16 protein-coding genes are annotated in these 15,569 nt (G+C 67.6%); 12 read left to right on the top strand and 4 right to left on the bottom strand.

The window, feature by feature from the left end:
• Positions 1–494, top strand: a 494-nt coding sequence (locus H7A85_RS20740) for a hypothetical protein (protein ID WP_210270253.1), incomplete at its 5' end; no start/stop codon positions are given.
• A 90-nt stretch (positions 495–584) separates the two neighbouring features.
• On the opposite strand, the gene H7A85_RS13030 is transcribed toward H7A85_RS20740, so the two are convergent.
• The 4 genes from H7A85_RS13030 to H7A85_RS13015 form a co-directional block, all read right to left on the bottom strand.
• On the bottom strand, positions 585–1,121 hold the full coding sequence (locus tag H7A85_RS13030; protein ID WP_182086360.1) for a GNAT family N-acetyltransferase: 537 nt from the start codon (positions 1,119–1,121) through the stop codon (positions 585–587).
• Entirely contained in the window at positions 1,118–1,426 is a 309-nt protein-coding gene (locus H7A85_RS13025; RefSeq protein ID WP_182086359.1) for a DUF1778 domain-containing protein, read from the bottom strand. Before H7A85_RS13025 ends, H7A85_RS13030 begins: the two co-directional genes overlap by 4 nt.
• A 627-nt stretch (positions 1,427–2,053) precedes the next feature.
• Positions 2,054–3,757, bottom strand: a complete 1,704-nt coding sequence (locus tag H7A85_RS13020; protein ID WP_182086358.1) for an extracellular solute-binding protein — start codon at positions 3,755–3,757, stop codon at positions 2,054–2,056.
• Between the two features lie 65 nt (positions 3,758–3,822).
• Entirely contained in the window at positions 3,823–4,758 is a 936-nt protein-coding gene (locus H7A85_RS13015) for an NAD(P)-dependent oxidoreductase (protein WP_244631177.1), read from the bottom strand.
• Between the two features lie 289 nt (positions 4,759–5,047).
• Between H7A85_RS13015 and H7A85_RS13010 the strand changes: the two genes are divergently transcribed.
• From H7A85_RS13010 to H7A85_RS12960, 11 genes are all read left to right on the top strand, one after another.
• A complete protein-coding gene (locus H7A85_RS13010; RefSeq protein WP_244631176.1) occupies positions 5,048–6,184 on the top strand; it encodes an ABC transporter substrate-binding protein in 1,137 nt (378 codons plus the stop codon).
• Between the two features lie 86 nt (positions 6,185–6,270).
• Positions 6,271–7,761, top strand: a complete 1,491-nt coding sequence (locus H7A85_RS13005) for a sugar ABC transporter ATP-binding protein (RefSeq protein WP_182086355.1) — start codon at positions 6,271–6,273, stop codon at positions 7,759–7,761.
• Positions 7,762–7,775: 14 nt separating this feature from the next.
• Complete coding sequence (locus tag H7A85_RS13000; protein ID WP_182086354.1) at positions 7,776–8,732, top strand: ABC transporter permease; 957 nt, start codon at positions 7,776–7,778, stop codon at positions 8,730–8,732.
• Positions 8,729–9,709, top strand: a complete 981-nt coding sequence (locus H7A85_RS12995; RefSeq protein ID WP_182086353.1) for an ABC transporter permease — start codon at positions 8,729–8,731, stop codon at positions 9,707–9,709. The genes H7A85_RS13000 and H7A85_RS12995 overlap by 4 nt, the downstream gene beginning before the upstream one ends.
• A gap of 20 nt (positions 9,710–9,729) precedes the next feature.
• Complete coding sequence (locus H7A85_RS12990) at positions 9,730–10,518, top strand: glucose 1-dehydrogenase (protein ID WP_182086352.1); 789 nt, start codon at positions 9,730–9,732, stop codon at positions 10,516–10,518.
• 40 nt (positions 10,519–10,558) lie between these two features.
• Positions 10,559–11,326, top strand: coding sequence for a glucose 1-dehydrogenase (locus tag H7A85_RS12985; RefSeq protein ID WP_182086351.1), 768 nt, complete (start codon positions 10,559–10,561; stop codon positions 11,324–11,326).
• 11 nt (positions 11,327–11,337) lie between these two features.
• Positions 11,338–12,420 (top strand): 2,3-butanediol dehydrogenase, encoded by a 1,083-nt coding sequence (locus H7A85_RS12980; protein WP_182086350.1) that lies wholly within the window; start codon positions 11,338–11,340, stop codon positions 12,418–12,420.
• Entirely contained in the window at positions 12,417–13,190 is a 774-nt protein-coding gene (locus H7A85_RS12975) for an SDR family NAD(P)-dependent oxidoreductase (protein WP_182086349.1), read from the top strand. The genes H7A85_RS12980 and H7A85_RS12975 overlap by 4 nt, the downstream gene beginning before the upstream one ends.
• A gap of 29 nt (positions 13,191–13,219) precedes the next feature.
• Positions 13,220–13,504, top strand: a complete 285-nt coding sequence (locus H7A85_RS12970) for a YciI family protein (RefSeq protein ID WP_182086348.1) — start codon at positions 13,220–13,222, stop codon at positions 13,502–13,504.
• A 10-nt stretch (positions 13,505–13,514) separates the two neighbouring features.
• Complete coding sequence (locus H7A85_RS12965; RefSeq protein WP_244631175.1) at positions 13,515–14,516, top strand: Gfo/Idh/MocA family oxidoreductase; 1,002 nt, start codon at positions 13,515–13,517, stop codon at positions 14,514–14,516.
• Between the two features lie 25 nt (positions 14,517–14,541).
• The gene (locus H7A85_RS12960) at positions 14,542–15,525 is read left to right on the top strand and encodes a zinc-binding dehydrogenase (RefSeq protein ID WP_182086346.1); all 984 of its coding nucleotides are present in this window, start codon (positions 14,542–14,544) and stop codon (positions 15,523–15,525) included.
• Positions 15,526–15,569: the final 44 nt, after the last annotated feature.

Raw genomic sequence — 15,569 nt, 5'->3', positions numbered from 1 at the left:
AGCACGAACGCGATCTGCGCCTCGGAGAACTGCGACCTCTTCGTTCCTCACTCCTGTTTCCGGCCCTCCTCCATAACTGGAATTTTCCAGCTCCAAACAGTCCAGGAAACGGGTGGCAGGTCAAAGGGAAAAAATTTCCGGAAACGGGAAGTATGTGTCCGCCGAGCAGCTCCGGTAATGGCGGAGCGCCTCTGTTGGCACGATTGGTGGCAGAAGCTTTGCGCGAGCACTTCGCGACTGAGCCGCATGCCATCAAGACCGTGATGATATGGACGAAAGCCAGCGACCGGACCGTCAAGAACTGGTTCGCCGGCACGCATGAACCCAACGGCACCCATCTTATCGCGCTGGCACGTCATTCCGACCGCGTGTTCAGACTCTTCCTTTCGCTGACCCGGCATGACCTTGTCATCACCGATCAACTGATCGGTCTGCGGACGCAGTTGGGAGCAACGATCCTGATGATCGATGGACTACTGTCCTCACAGGACTGACGCCCATACGTTGCAGAGGCATCCGTCTGCTCTGCCACAGAGCACAACCGCACCGTACTAACGATCCGCACGTTTACAGGTCGGCGGCGTTTAACCCGCCTGATCCAGCAGCCTGCGGACCGTGGCGAGCGGCAGAAACATGCATAAGGGCTGCGATGGCAGAGGCTCGAAGCCGTAGGTGGCATAGGCACGCTGGCGGCGGACTACCAACGCAGGGTCACCACAGTCCAGTACATCAAGCGTGACGACCGCGATCCCGATCTGGTCAGCCACGCGTGCGATACGCTTCAGACAATCCGCCAACAGGTCGCCGCCGTAGCCCTTACCCTGCAGATCCTTGCGCACACCGATCATCGAGACGTAGGCAGCCGGGATGCTGCCATGGCCGGGACGGGTGCGGGCGAACCTCTTCGGCAAATCGGTGTAGTCGACGGCATGGGCGTTCATCGCGTAGAAGCCGATGATGCTCCCATCGGGATCGGTCATCACCCAAGTGCGTAGGTTGTCCGCCTTGGCGAGCTTGTTCGCGGTATTGCGGAAGAAGTTGTCGACCTGGGCGACACCGCAGGAGAAAGCCGCCCGATCGTGCTTCTCTCGATCGAGCGGCTCAATGATCAGAACACTCACTTGGACTGAACGGCCTCGCGATGGCGCGCGAAGGCGGCTCGCAGCTTCTCGGACGGCTCCGGCGGATTGTCGATCGCGGCAAAGAACGCCGAATGATCCACCGCCTGCAGGACAGTGCGCTCGTGAGCAGCGATCGTCTCCAGAGCGAAGCGATACGCCGCGCTCATCGTGAAGACCGAGTCGTCCACACCCGACAGGGCGGCTGCACGCTGGATCGCCTCCTTGATGCGCGGCTTGGTACGAAAATTCATACGCTCGGTGCTGCGCTCAGCGACGTCTTGCGTCTCGTCGTGGAACACTCGCATCGGAACTCCTACCATCTACGATCGGACGTTATGTACGCCATAGAGGCGTACATAACAACGGTCATTGGACGAAGAAAACTCGCTTAACTTTGAGTCCGGGTCAGCACGCCTGCACCGTAGAGGCCGACAGCAAGGGAACAAGCCGCTCATCGAGTATAAAAAATAATCTAACGAATTCAATAATATAAGTGTTCGCCGTTTTGTTCTGACCGGCGCGCCAACGTTTCCAATGACTCGGCCGCTTGATTTCCGGAGTTCGATCGGATCGGAGACACTTCTGGGACATTTTCGCGAAAGGCGGCGTGTCCGACGGCAGCGAAGGCAGGCAAAAAGGCGCAAAACCGCACCCGGTATCCATGAGCGGATAAGCGAGGTAGGTAAAGCGTTTTGGCAGGTGAAGTTGTGGACGAGGGGCTTCCCGCCCTTTGTCAAATCCTTCGGCCCTTACGCCGAATACGCATCCGGCGATGGCGGTGGCCAGCGCCGTGGTGGGCTCGTATGCCCAAGGCCGCTTCCATAACTCTTGTAAGGGAAACGTGCTCAGAAGTTTTCATATCGTGCGGACGAGTTTCGTAGAGCAGCGCCTGCATGAAGCTGCTTCCCCCGTGCCGTTGCAACGGCGATCGGTCAGCGGGGAGCGGGTTCGCGCAAAATCTCGTTGATCGCCGCGCCGGCATCGGACAGGGCCATCGAGGCTGGCTTGTCCTTGCGCAAGGCGGCATGGATTTCCCGGCTGATCACCGCCTCCATGCGTGTGTAGTGCGGAATGTTGGGGCGCTGCCAGGTCGTCAGGAGCTGCCGCCTCGCCAGGCCGTCCACGAAGCGGACGATCGGCGAGCCGGCGCTGGCTTCCGGGTCGGCGCTCGTGGAAAAGCGGGGCGCCACCGGGAAGCCGTTGCGCACATGGGCGTGCATCGCCTTCTTGGACGTCATCCACGCGATGGCCTCGGATGCGATCTCCACCCGCTCGGGCGGAAGGTTGGCGGGGATCGCCAGGAGAAACCCACCGATGGGAGATGCCCGCCCGCCACCGGGGCCCGCCGGCTGCGGCAGATATTCCACCTTCCGCTTCACCGTGGATTGGACATCGTATTCCATGCGGGCGGCGCGCATGGTCCAGCAATAGGCCATCGAGGCCCGGCCGGACAGGAACAGCGCGAGGTTCTGATCCCAGGCGAGGTCCAAGGCGTCTGGCGGCGCGATCTCCAGCAGGCGGCGCATGTGTTCCAGCGCGGCCGCGCCCGCCTCGGAATCGATCATCTGGACGGCTTCGTCGGGAGCGAGCCGGGAAAGCGCGACGGCTCCCCCTCCCGAGCGCGCGGCCACCGGGGCCGTGCCGCAGGCGCCGAGAAAGAACAGGAAGGTCGATGCGATCGGCATCCCCCGCGCGCCGTCGAACACCACGCCGAAACGTCCCTGATCGGGCTGGTGGAAGCGCCGGCCGCTGTCGATCACCTCGTCGAAGGTGCGCGGAAACGCAAGGTTGCGCTCCTCGAACAGGTCCTTGCGCGCCGCGAGGATGCCGATGGTGCAGTAGATCGGCATTCCGAAGGTCGTTCCGCACCAGTCGGCGGTGGACTGGATCACCGGGTGGAAGTCGGTGAGGTCGAGCATGCCCGAATCCACCAACGGATTGAGCGGCCGCAGAAGCTTCTTGCTGGCCAGTTCGCCCAGCCAGGGCATGTTGAGGGTCACCACGTCGTATTTCGACACGGGGCGTTCGGCGTTGGCAAGAATCTCGCGGTAGAGATCGGGCAGGCGGCGCAGGCTGAAGTCGCGCGAGGCGGCGAGATTGGAGCGCAGATCCACCCACATGTTGCGCATCGCCGAGAAGTAGTTGTCGTCGTTGAGCAGGAAGCGGATGTCGAGTTCGGCCTTGGCGCGATGCTCCACCAGCCGGGGCGGAGGCTGCGGCTGCGAAGCGAGGGGCGTTCCGCCGAAGTAGTACTGCTCCTCGTCCTCGCCCGTGCCGCGAAGGCCCATGGTGCGGGCGATCAGCGACTTCATCGACCGGGCATAGACGAGAAACGCCCTGCGCATGTCCTCGCCCGGATGCAGCGAATGGCTCTTGCCCGCGCGGCCCCGCGGCATGCGCAGGATGAAGCCGCTGTCCACCAGCCGGCCGATCAGCCGCATGGATGTGGCATAGGGAATGCCGGTGACCTGGGCGAGCATCGAGATCGTGACCATCTGGCCCCGGATCTCCGACTTCATCAGGAAGGCCGTGATGTTCCACACCGGCTCGTCGTCGCAAACGGGCATGGTCTGCCGAAAGGGCGTGCGCGTCTGCTCCACGAACTCGATGACGCGTAGGATCTCGTACTCGTTCAACGCGCCGCCTCCCTGCGGGCGTGGGAGGAGGGATCAGCGAGGCACCGTCCCGTCTCCGCCTTCCGTCAACGTGCGACGCCGGTTTCCGCTTCCCGGCCGTCCCGCTTGTCCATCGCAAGACCCGCCGATCGCTCGCACTGCTCGACAAGCACGAAGAAGTCCTGGTCGGCAAGACCGCCGGCGAAGGCCGCCTCGTATTGCTGCCGGACCAGGGCGGCCAGCGCCATGGGAACGTGGTCGGCGCGCCCCGCGTCCAGGATCAGATCGAAGTCCTTCATCATCTGTTCCACGGTGAAGGCGGGTTCGAAGTTGCGCGAGACGAGAAGGTCGCGCTTGTAGGCGAGCAGCGGCGAGGCGACCGCGCTGTGGGCGATCACGTCCAGCATGGTGGCCGTGTCGAGGCCGCCCTTGCGGCCGAGCGTCAGCGCCTCCCCGACAAGCGCCGAGGTGGCGCCCACGAGGGCGTTGAGCACGAGCTTGAGATAGCGGGCCTCTTCGCCGGTTCCGACATGGAACTGGTGGGTCGAGAAGCAGGCCAGGATCGGCCGGGCGACTTCGAAGGCCGCGAGCGGACCGGACACCACCACCGACAGCTTGCCGCTGGTGGCCGTGGTCGTGGATCCCGAGACGGGCGCCCGCAGATAGGCGATGCCGCGCCGCTCCAGTTCTTTATGCAGGCGGGCGGAGATGCTCGGAGACACCGTGCTCATCTCGATCAGGATCTGGCCAGGGCGCATGGCCGCGACCAGGCCGTCCGGCCCGAACGAGACGGTCTCCAGCACCTTGTCGTTGGGAATGGTCAGAACGACGATGTCGGCCGCGGCGGCGAGGTCGGCCATCGACAAGGCCACCTCCGCTCCGTCGGCGACGAGGCTCGCGCGATTCTGGGCCAGGGGCTCGAAGATCGTGACCGCCATCCCCGCCTTCAGGAGATGACGGCTCATGGGCCGGCCCATCTTTCCGGTTCCGACCCAGCCGATACGAAGTTCGTTCTGTGCCATCTCGCCTCTCCCTGCGACGGCGTCCCGTCCGCCCAGCGCCTTCGCACCCTGCGGCTGCTTCTTCCTGAACCAAGCCCCGTCTCATGTGGAGGCGAACGATGTCCATTTTGGACAAATCAGGATTTGTTCTCGGGCGGACAAAATCACTAACGTTTCGTTCGGGCCTGTTGGCGGCCCGCGGGAGGAACGACGTAGAAGTCGCACAGTATATTGCAGTGCGATATTCGCGCTGCGGTCGCGCCTACTTGCGTCCTTCGCAGACCAGCCATCGCTTTGGGAGGAGCAGCACGTGAAGACTGGAATCAAACGCTATCTGTTGAGTGCCGCCGTCGCCTTTGCGGGCGTCTGCGCGGCCCACGCCGGCCCCTACGAGGGCGCGCCGCGCACCTTCCTGTTCAACCCGGCCCAGGACATCTGCTTCAAGGACACGGCCGAGTACAAAAAGGACGGCCCCTACGTCATCGGCTTCTCGAACGCGGGGCTCGGCGACAGCTGGCGCGTCGTCATGCAGCACTCGATCATGAAGGCGGCGGCCGAGCACAAGGACCAGATCAAGCAGCTCATCATCACCGACGCCGGCCACGACGACGCCAAGCAGGTCGCCGACGTCCAGGACCTGATCTCGCGCCAGGTCGACATCCTGATCGTCAGCGCCAACACCGAGCAGGCGCTCGATCCCGCCATCACCCGCGCCACCAAGCGCGGCATCCCCGTGGTCATGGTGGACCGGCGCATCTCGTCGGACAACTTCGTGTCCTTCGTCACCGCCTCCGACACGATGATGGGCCGCCTCTTCGCCCAGTGGATCGTCGAGAAGCTGAACGGCAAGGGCAACGTCATCATGCTGGCGGGCCAGGCGGGCTCCAGCCCCAACGAGATCCGCACGCGCGCGGCCATGCAGGTCTTCAACCAGCATCCCGACATCAAGATCCTCGACACGGTCTATTCCGACTGGAGCCCGGTCAAGGGCAAGCAGGTCATGCAGGCCGCGATCTCCAAATACGGCCACGACATCAACGCCGTGTGGTCGGCCCACGGGCTCCAGACGCCCGGCTCGATCGAGGCCTTCGTGGAGGCGGGCTGGAAGGACGGCGAGATTCCGCCCCACACGACCTCGGACGTCAACGGTCCGCTGCAGCTCGCGCTCCAGCACAAGGTGCCGATGCTGGAGATCGGCTACCCGCCGGCCATGGGCGGGGTCAGCGTCGAGGTGGCCCTGAAGGTGCTCGCCGGCCAGACCGTGCCCTGCACCTATACGATCAACTCGCAGATCGCGACGACGGACGGCGACGAGACCGCCTCGATCCGGCGCGACCTGCCGATCTCCGAGATGGTGGTCAAGGACGGGCCGGCCGACATGCTGGTCACCGGCGGCATGGGCCCCGGCTACAACCCTTCGTCCTACAGCGTCGACTACCCGCGCTGAGGCCCCCTTCGAACTGACGCCTCACGGCGGCCCGTCGCCGGTCGGCGGGCCGCCAATCGTCGCTCGTTTCGTGAAAGTTGAACCCCATGCTGTCGCTCAAGGGCATCCGGAAGGGCTTCCCCGGCGTGCGCGCGCTCAACGACGTCGACTTCGACGTGCGGGCCGGTGAGATTCACGCACTGGTCGGCGAGAACGGGGCGGGCAAGTCCACGCTGACGCGCGTCATCGCCGGCGTCCACCAGCCCGACGAGGGCGCGATCGAGTTCGACGGTCGGCCCACCGTGTGGAAAGGGCCCGGCGACGCCAAACGCGCGGGCGTCCACGTCATCTATCAGGAGTTCGTGCTCTTCCCCCATCTCAGCGTGGCGGAGAACATCTTCATCGGGCACGAGCGGCGCAACCGCCTCGGGCTCGTCGACCATCGCCGCACGCGCGCCGACGCCCGAGCCCTTCTCGAGCGCTTCGGCATCGCGATCGATCCCGCGCGCCTCGTGCGCGACCTGTCCGTCGCCGACCAGCAGATGGTGGAGATCGCCAAGGCGCTCGTCCACGACGTCAAGCTCCTGATCCTCGACGAGCCGACCGCGGTGATCGCGGGGCGCGAGGTGGACGTCCTGTTCGAGCGCCTGCGCCGGCTGCGCGATGCCGGGGTGGCCATCGTCTACATCTCCCATCGCCTGGAGGAGATCTTCGCCCTGTGCGACCGCGTCACGATCCTCAAGGACGGGGGCTTCGTGGCCACGCGTGCGATCGGCGAGGTGTCGCGCGACCAATTGATCGGCTTCATGGTCGGGCGCGAGCTCGCCGAGCTCTTTCCCCGCCGAAAGGGCGGGGGCGAGCCTGGCCCCGTCGTCGTGGAGGCACGGGGCGTCGAGATCGCGGGACGCGTGCGCGGCGCCTCGATCGCGCTGCGCGCCGGCGAGATCACCGGGCTCGCCGGCATGGTCGGCGCGGGTCGCTCGGAGCTGGCGCTGGCTCTCTTCGGCGCGATCCCGATGCGGGCCGGCGAGATCCTGGTGGACGGCAGGCCCGTGCGCATCGCCACGCCGCGCCGCGCGATCGAGCTCGGGATCGGGCTCGTCACCGAGGACCGCAAGGGCCAGGGCCTCGCCATGCTGCTCGATGTCGCCGCCAACGTTACGGCCTCGACGCTACCGGAGTTCTCGCGCGCCTCGCTCTTCGACGGCGCGCGCGAAAAGGCCGTGGCCGAGGAGGCCATCGCCTCCTTCCGCATCACCTGCCGGGGGCCGGGCACGCCCGTCTCGGTCATGTCGGGCGGCAACCAGCAGAAGGTCGTGGTGGCGCGCTGGGCGCGCACGGCGAACCGCCTCCTGATCCTCGACGAGCCGACGCGCGGCGTCGATGTGGGCGCCAAGACCGAGATCTACCGCATCATGCAGGAGCTCGCCGACCGGGGCGTGGCGATCCTCATGATCTCCTCCGAGCTTCCCGAGATCGTCGGCATGTCGGAGCGCGTCGTCGTGATGCGCGAGGGGGTCGTCACCGGCGAGCTCGGCCCCGGCGAGATCGACGAGGAGGCCGTGATCGAACTCGCCACGCGCCGTCTGGCCGGCTGAAGGAGACGCCATCGATGTCCGCTGTCCTGATCCCCCTCTTGCGCGGCCGCGCCGGCCTCTTGGTGGTGATCGCGCTTCTCGTGCTTCTGTTCGCGGTGGGCGCCTTCGCCTCGGACCGCTTCGCCACCGGCGGCAACATCCTCAACGTCTACGAGCAGTCGACGGGCCTCGCCCTCGTCAGCCTCGGCCAGACGCTGACGATCCTGACGGGCGGCATCGACCTGTCGGTCGGCTCCACGATCAGCCTCCTGTCCATGCTGACCTCGGGCCTGATCGACGGGAAAGCTGAGATGGTGGCGCCCGTGCTTCTCGGCGTGCTCGCGCTCGGCCTCCTGATCGGCGCGGCCAACGGCGTGGCGATCGTTCTGACCGGCGTTCATCCGCTGATCGTCACGCTGGGAACGGGTGCGATCCTGCAAGGGGTCGCGCTGCTCTACGGCCTGGGTCCCGTGGGCGGCGTGCCGCTGGAGTTCGACGTCTTCGCCTACGGAACCTTCGCGGGCGGCCTGTCGATCGGGGCGACGGTCGCGCTGGCGCTCTTCCTCCTCGTGTCCTTCGTTCTCAACAACACGCGCACCGGGCGCCGCGTCTACGCGGTGGGCGACGATCCGCACGCCGCCGACCTGATGGGCCTGCCGCGCCGCCGCATCCTGGTCGGCGTCTACGCCGCGTCCGGCTTCTTCGCCGCGCTCACCGCGATCTACCTCGTCAGCCGCTTCAGCGCCGGCCAGCCCTATACCGGCGCCAACTACACGCTGGCCTCGATCACGCCGGTCGTGGTCGGCGGCACCATGCTGGCGGGCGGGCGCGGCGGCGTGATCGGCACCCTGTTCGGCGTCTATCTGGTCTCGCTTCTCAACAACATGCTGAACTTCCTCGACATCTCCAGCCATTGGCAGCTCGTCATCCAGGGGCTCGTCGTGATCCTCGCCGTCTCGGTCTATGTCGAGAAGCAGCGGGGGCTGGCATGAGCGGCGCGCGTCCGATCGCCGCCGAGACGCTGGCGGCGCCGGCCGCGGGCACGGCGCTTCGCGCCCGGCTCTCGCGCTACGGCATCCTTCTCTTCCTCGTGGCCGTGATCGTGCTCGGCGCGGTGGCCGCGCCCGGCTTCCTGTCGGGCGCCAACGTCTCCAACATGCTGCTGCAGCTCGCCCCGCTCGGCATCGTGGTGATCGGCCAGACCTTCGTGATCCTGGTGCGTGGCCTCGACCTGTCGGTGGCCTCGGTGATGGCGACCGCCGCGGTGACGGCCACCGCCTTCACGGGCCGGGACAGCGACGTGCCGGCGATCTTCGCCGTGGCGATCGCCATCGGCGCCCTGGTGGGCCTGGCCAACGGATGGCTGGTCACGCGTCGGCGCGTCTCGCCGTTCCTGGCGACGCTGGCCACCATGATCGTCCTCCAGGGCGCGCGCTTCGCCTGGACGCAAGGGGCCCCCTCCGGCAACGCGCCGCCCTTCTTCCGTCTGGTCGGCGCGGGCACGGTGGCGGGCATCCCCTATGCGCTCTTCTTCCTGATCGCGATCGCGGCCGTCGCGGCCGTCGCGCTCCATCGCACGGGCTTCGGCCGGCGCGTCTACATCACGGGCGGCAACCCGGTGACGGCCCATCTCGTGGGCATCCGCGCCGATCTCGTGACGCTCCTCGCCTATGTCGCGAGCGGCGTGTGCGCGGCGGTGGCGGGTCTCGTTCTCGCCGGCTTCGTGGGCGTCGTCGACAATTTCGTCGGCCGGGGGTTCGAGCTCGACTCCATCGTGGCGGCGGTCGTCGGCGGCATCGCGCTGTCGGGCGGCCGAGGAACGATCGCGGGCGCGCTGACGGGGGCGGCGATCCTGGTCGCCATCTCCAACCTCGTGGTGATGCTCGGACTGCCCGTCCAGATGCAGATCATCCTGAAGGGTGTCGTGATCATCGCCGCCGCGGGCTTCTACGTCCGCCGCGGCTCGTGAACGGGATGGGAGAACCTCACATGGAACAGTCGCTGGCGGGTCGCACCGCGATCGTGACGGGCGCAGGGCGCGGCATCGGCGAGGCCATCGCGCGCGATCTGGGCGCGCGGGGCGCAGCGGTCGCGGTCGCCGACCTCGACGCGGCGGCCGCCGAGCGCGTCGCGGCGCGGATCGGCGAGGCCGGCGGCCGGGCGATCGGCGTCGCCGTCGACGTGAGCGAGCGCGCCAGCGTGCGGGCCGCGATCGAGCGGACGGTGGCCGAGTTCGGCCGGCTCGACATTCTCTTCAACAATGCCGGCATCAGCCAGACCTGCCCTTTCCTCGACGTCACCGAAGAGGACTTCGACCGCATCATGGCGGTGAACGGGCGCGGCGTCCTGATCGGGACGCAGGAAGCGGCCCGGCAGATGATCCGGCAGGGCGGGGGCGGCAAGATCGTCAACACGGCCTCGATCGCGGGCAAGCAGGGCTATCCGCTGTTCGCACACTACTGCGCCTCGAAGTTCGCTGTGGTTGCGCTGACGCAGGCCGCTGCGCGCGCGCTGGCCGAGCACGGGATCACCGTCAACGCGTTTGCACCGGGCGTGGTGGCGACCGAACTGTGGCGCCAGCTCGACCGCGAGTTCATGGAGCACGGCCTCACCGAGCGGCCCTCGCAGGCGCTCGACGAGTTCTCGTCGAACATCCTGATCGGCCGCCCCTCGACGCCCGCCGACATCGTGGGAACCACCGCGTTCCTGGCGTCTGGCGCGTCCGACACGATCACCGGCCAGACGCTGATGGTGGACGGGGGAATGGTGCTGACCTGAGGCGCCGAGAAACGACACGCATGGCATGGGAGAGGAAGACATGGCTCGATTGAGCGGAAAGGTCGCCGTCGTCACCGGCGGCGGAACGGGCATCGGCGAGGCGACGTGCCTGCGCTTTGCGGAAGAGGGCGCCCGCGTCGCCGTGTTCGACGTGGCGGAGGACGCAGGACGTCAGACCGCGGAGGCGATCCGGGCGGCGGGCGGCGAGGCCGAGTTCCACCGCTGCGACGTGTCGCGGGAGACCGACGTCGCGGCGGCCGTCGCGGCGGTCGTCCAGAGCTGGGGCGCGCTCGACATCCTCGTCAACAACGCCGCCATCACCGGCGTCAATAAGCTCGCCCACGAGGTCGCGGTGGAAGACTGGGACCAGATCTTCGCGGTCAACGTGCGCGGCGTCTTCCTGTGCACCAAGCATGCGGTGGGGCCGATGATGGCGGCCAAACGCGGCTCGATCGTCAACTTCTCCTCGATCTACGGTCTGATCGGAAACGACGACCTGCCGCCCTACCACGCCACCAAGGGCGCGGTGCTGGCGATGACCAAGACCGACGCCGTCTGCTACGCCCCGCACGGCATCCGCGTGAACGCGGTGCATCCCGGCTCCACCAAGACCCCGCTCTTCATGCGAGCCGGCGAAACCTATCCCGGCGGCCTCGACCATTATCTCGAGATGATGTCCGCCAAGCATCCGCTCACCCTCGGCGAGCCGGTCGACGTCGCCAACTGCGTCCTTTTCCTCGCCTCCGACGAGTCGCGCTTCGTGACGGGGTCCAGCCTCGTCTGCGACGGCGGCTACACGGCGCAATAGGAGTTCTTCCCATGAAGGCCATTCGCTACCACGCGCAGCGCGACGTCCGCCTCGAGGACGTTCCCGCCCCCTCTGGCGAGCTAGCGCCAGATCAGGTGCTGGTGGAGCCGCTCGTCTGCGGCATCTGCGGCACGGACCTCCACGAATACGTCGCGGGTCCGATCGTCACGCCGATCGACCCGCACGTCTACTCCGGCGCCAAGCTGCCGCAGATCCTCGGGCACGAGTTCTCGGCGCGCGTCGTGAAGGTCGGCGGCGAGATCACCCATGTCGCGCCCGGCGACCGCGTGTCGATCCAGCCCCTCATCTCGCCGCGCGACGACTATTACGGTCGGCGCGGCCTCTATCACCTCAGCGAGAAGATGGCCTGCGTCGGCCTGTCCTGGGACTGGGGCGGCCTCGGCGAGCAGGCGGTGCTGAACGGCTACAACGTCGTCAAGGTCCCCGACGGCATTACCGACGTCCAGGCGGCGATGATCGAGCCGGCCGCCGTCGCGCTCTACGGCGTCGATCGCGGCCGGGTCGAGGAGGGGTCGAGCGTGCTGGTGTCCGGCATCGGCCCGATCGGGGCGCTGGCGCTTCTTGCCGCCAAGGCGGCCGGCGCCGCGCCGATCTTCGTCTCCGAGCCGAACCCGAACCGCCGGGCGCTCGCCAAGGAACTCGTGCCGGAGGCGATCGTCTTCGATCCGCGCGGCGACGAGGATGTCCTCGAAGCCATTCGCGCGCAGACTGAGGACGGCGTCGGAGTGGACGTCGCCCTCGAATGCGTCGGGGCGGAGGCCTCGCTGAACCTCTGCGTCGATGCGGTGCGCCGGCGCGGCACCGTGGTGCAGGTCGGGCTCCACACGAAGAAGGCCTCGATCGACGCCATGCTCTGGGCGCTCAAGGACATCACGGTCGAGGCGACCTGGTGCTACCCGACCGACGTTTGGCCGCGCGTTGCCGAGATGATCGCTTCCGGCCGCTTTCCGGTCGAGCGGATCGTCACCGCGACCATCCAGCCGGAAGACGTGGTCGAGAAGGGCTTCGAGGCGCTGCTCGACCCGAGCGGGCGGAACATGAAGGTCCTCGTCCAGGTGAAGGCGGCGGCATGAGCGCGATCGATCGGTTCCGGCTCGACGGGCGGCGCGTGGTGGTGACCGGGGCGGCCGGCGGCATCGGCCGGGCGGCATGCGCGCACCTAGCCGCGCTCGGCGCCCATGTCCTGGCGGCCGACCGCGACCAGGGCGTCAGCGCCGTCGCCGAAGAGATCAGGGCCGCCGGCGGCCGGGCCGACTGGATCGCGTTCGACGTGTCGGACCCTGATGCCGTGAACGCGGCGCAGGGCGAGGCCGTGGCGCGCTTCGGCCCGGTCGACGGCCTCTTCGCCAATGCCGGCATGAGCTACGAGAAACCGGGCGCCGAGCATACCGACGAGGAATGGCGGCGCGTCATGCGCATCAATCTGGACGGCGTCTACTGGACGATCCGCGCCTTCGCCCGCGGCATGCTGGAGGCGGGCCGGGGCTCGGTCGTCGCGACCGCCTCGATCGCGGGCGTCAAGGCCGTGCGGCCCGAGCTGCATGTCGGCTACGACGTGTCGAAGGCCGGCGTCGCCCACATGTGCCGCGTGCTCGGCGTCGAGTGGGCGCGGCGCGGCGTTCGCGTCAACGCGGTCGGTCCCGGCTACACCGACACGGTGATGCTGGCCGAGGTCGGAATCCAGCAGCCTGCGGTTATGGCGCGCTGGATGGACGACCAGCCCATCGGGCGCCTCGTCGAGCCCGCCGAGATCGCGAGCGCCGTCGGCTTCCTCCTGTCGGATGCGGCCAGCGGCATCACCTCCCAGATCCTCATGGTCGATGGCGGTTATTCCGCCGCCTGACCCCCATCCCTCCGTTTCCAGGCCATCCCATGCATGTCATCGTCCACGCTCTCGACCGCGCCAACGCTGTCGGGGACCGTCTCGCCCATTACGACGCCCACAAGGCGTATCTCGCGGACGCCCCAGTGAAGATCGTCATCTCCGGGCCGCTGCTGGCCGAGGACGGCGAGACCATGATCGGCTCGCTCTTCCTGTTCGAGGCCGAAACCAAGGAAGAGGTCGAGCGCTTCAACGCCGCCGATCCCTTCGCCAAGGCCGGCATCTGGGAGAGGGTGGAGATTCATCCCTTCCTGAAGCGGATGGACAACCGCTGAGGGGATGGCGATGGAACAGGTCAGAACCGCGATCGTCGGCCTCGGCTGGTGGGGCCGCAAGATGACGCAGCTGATGGCGGGCGGGGAGGGGGGCGTCCGCCTCGTGCGCGCCGTCGATCCCGATCCGGCGGCGGCCGCGTTCGCCGCCGAGCAAGGGCTCGCCTTCTCGTCCGGGCTTGACGAGGCCTTGAACGACGCCGACGTCGAGGCCGTGATCCTGGCAACGCCTCACGCGTTTCACGAGGCGCAGATCGAGGCGGCGGTCGCAGCCGGCAAGCACGTCTTCTGCGAGAAACCGCTCGCCCTCACCAAAGCCGGTGCGGAGAAGGCGGTGCAACTGTGCCGGGAGGCCGGCCTCGTGCTCGGTATGGGGCACGAGCGCCGCTTCGAGCCGCCGATCGCCGAGATCCTGCAAAAGGCGGAAGCCGGCGAACTCGGCCGCATCCTTCAGATCGAGGCGAACTTCAGCCACGACAAGTTCCTGAGCCTGCCGGCCGAGAACTGGCGCCTCAAGGCCGACCAGGCGCCGGCCGGCGGCATGACCGCGACCGGCATCCACCTCACCGACCTGTCGGTGAAGCTCATGGGCAAGGCGAGCGACGTGCGCGTGTCCTGTGAGAACCTCGCCTCGCGCATCCCGCAGGGCGACACGATGAGCGCCCATATCCGCTTTGCCGGCGGGGGCTCGGCCTATGTCTCGGCGACGCTCGCCACGCCCTTCGTGTCGCGCTTCGCCGTGTTCGGCACGCAAGGCTGGATCGAGGTGCGCGACAAGACCCATGTCGAGGCGCCCAGCGGCTGGATCGTGACGCGCGCCACCGCCGGCGGGCCGATCACGGTGGAGGATCTGGGCGCCGCCGAGCCGGTGCGCGACAACCTCCACGCCTTCGCCCGCGCCGTTCGCGGCGAGATCGAATATCCGATCACCGGCGAGGACATGATCCGCAACATCGCCCTGCTCGAAGCCATCGTCCGCTCGGCCTCGAGCGGCGCGGTCGAGCCCGTCCACTGAACCTCGTTCGTCTGGGAGGACACTCATGAAAGCTCTCGTCTTCGAAGCGCCCGACAAGCCCGTGGTCGCGGAGGTGGAGATGCCGCGCATCGCTTCCACCGAAGTCATGGTGCGAACGCGCGCGGTCGGCATCTGCCATTCCGACTACGAGCTGCTCGGCGGTCGCTACATCATCCCGATCAGCTACCCCGTCACGCCCGGCCATGAATGGGCCGGCGAGATCGTCGAGGTCGGGCGCGACGTGCGTGGCTTTGCGACCGGCGACCGGGTGGTCGGCGAATGCGTGGTGCGCACGCCCGAGCGCCTCCACCATTTCGGCTTCTCGCTGGACGGGGCGGACCGCGAATATTTCGCGGTGAACCCGGAATGGCTGCACAAGCTGCCCGATGCGGTGGACGACCGGAAGGCGTCGCTGATCGAACCGTTCACCTGCGGTTTCTACGCCGTGCAGCGCTCCGGCGGCACCAACGCCAGCGAAACCGTGGTGGTGTCGGGCGGCGGCACGATCGGCCTCGTCTCGGCGGCGGCCGCGATCGGCATGGGCGCGCGCGTCGTCGTCATCGATCCCATCGCCAAGCGCCGCGAGGTCGCCCTGAGGCTCGGTGCCGACGCGGCGGTGGATCCCTCCGACGGCGGCGCGGTGGAGCGCGTGATGGAGCTGACCGGCGGGATCGGCGCCGACCTCGTGGTGGAAGCGTCCGGTCACGACGCCTCGCTCGCCGACACGTTCCGCTTCGCGCGCGAGGAGGGCCGCGTGTCCATGGTCGGCATCTCGATCGGGCGCACCGTGCCGGTCGATCTCGGCCTGATCCAGATGCGCAATCTGGAGGTGAAGGGCTGCATCGGCTCGCCCGGCGTGTGGCCGGCCGCGATCCGCTTCCTGGAACGCACCGGCCTCGACCTGTCGCCCATCCAGACCCATCAGTTCGCGCTGGGCGACGCCGTCGAGGCGTTCCGCCTCGGCGCCGATCCCAAGGCCTGCATCAAGGTGACGCTTTTGGCCGCCTGAAGGCGGGCGGACCGACGCCAAGCCGCGGCCCCGCCGGGCCGCGG

The sequence above is a fragment of the Aureimonas sp. ME7 genome (assembly GCF_903970965.1).
Taxonomy (GTDB): Bacteria; Pseudomonadota; Alphaproteobacteria; order Rhizobiales; family Rhizobiaceae; genus Aureimonas.
Note: the sequence above shows the minus strand (reverse complement) of the source record. Positions and strands in the feature narration are given on the sequence as shown.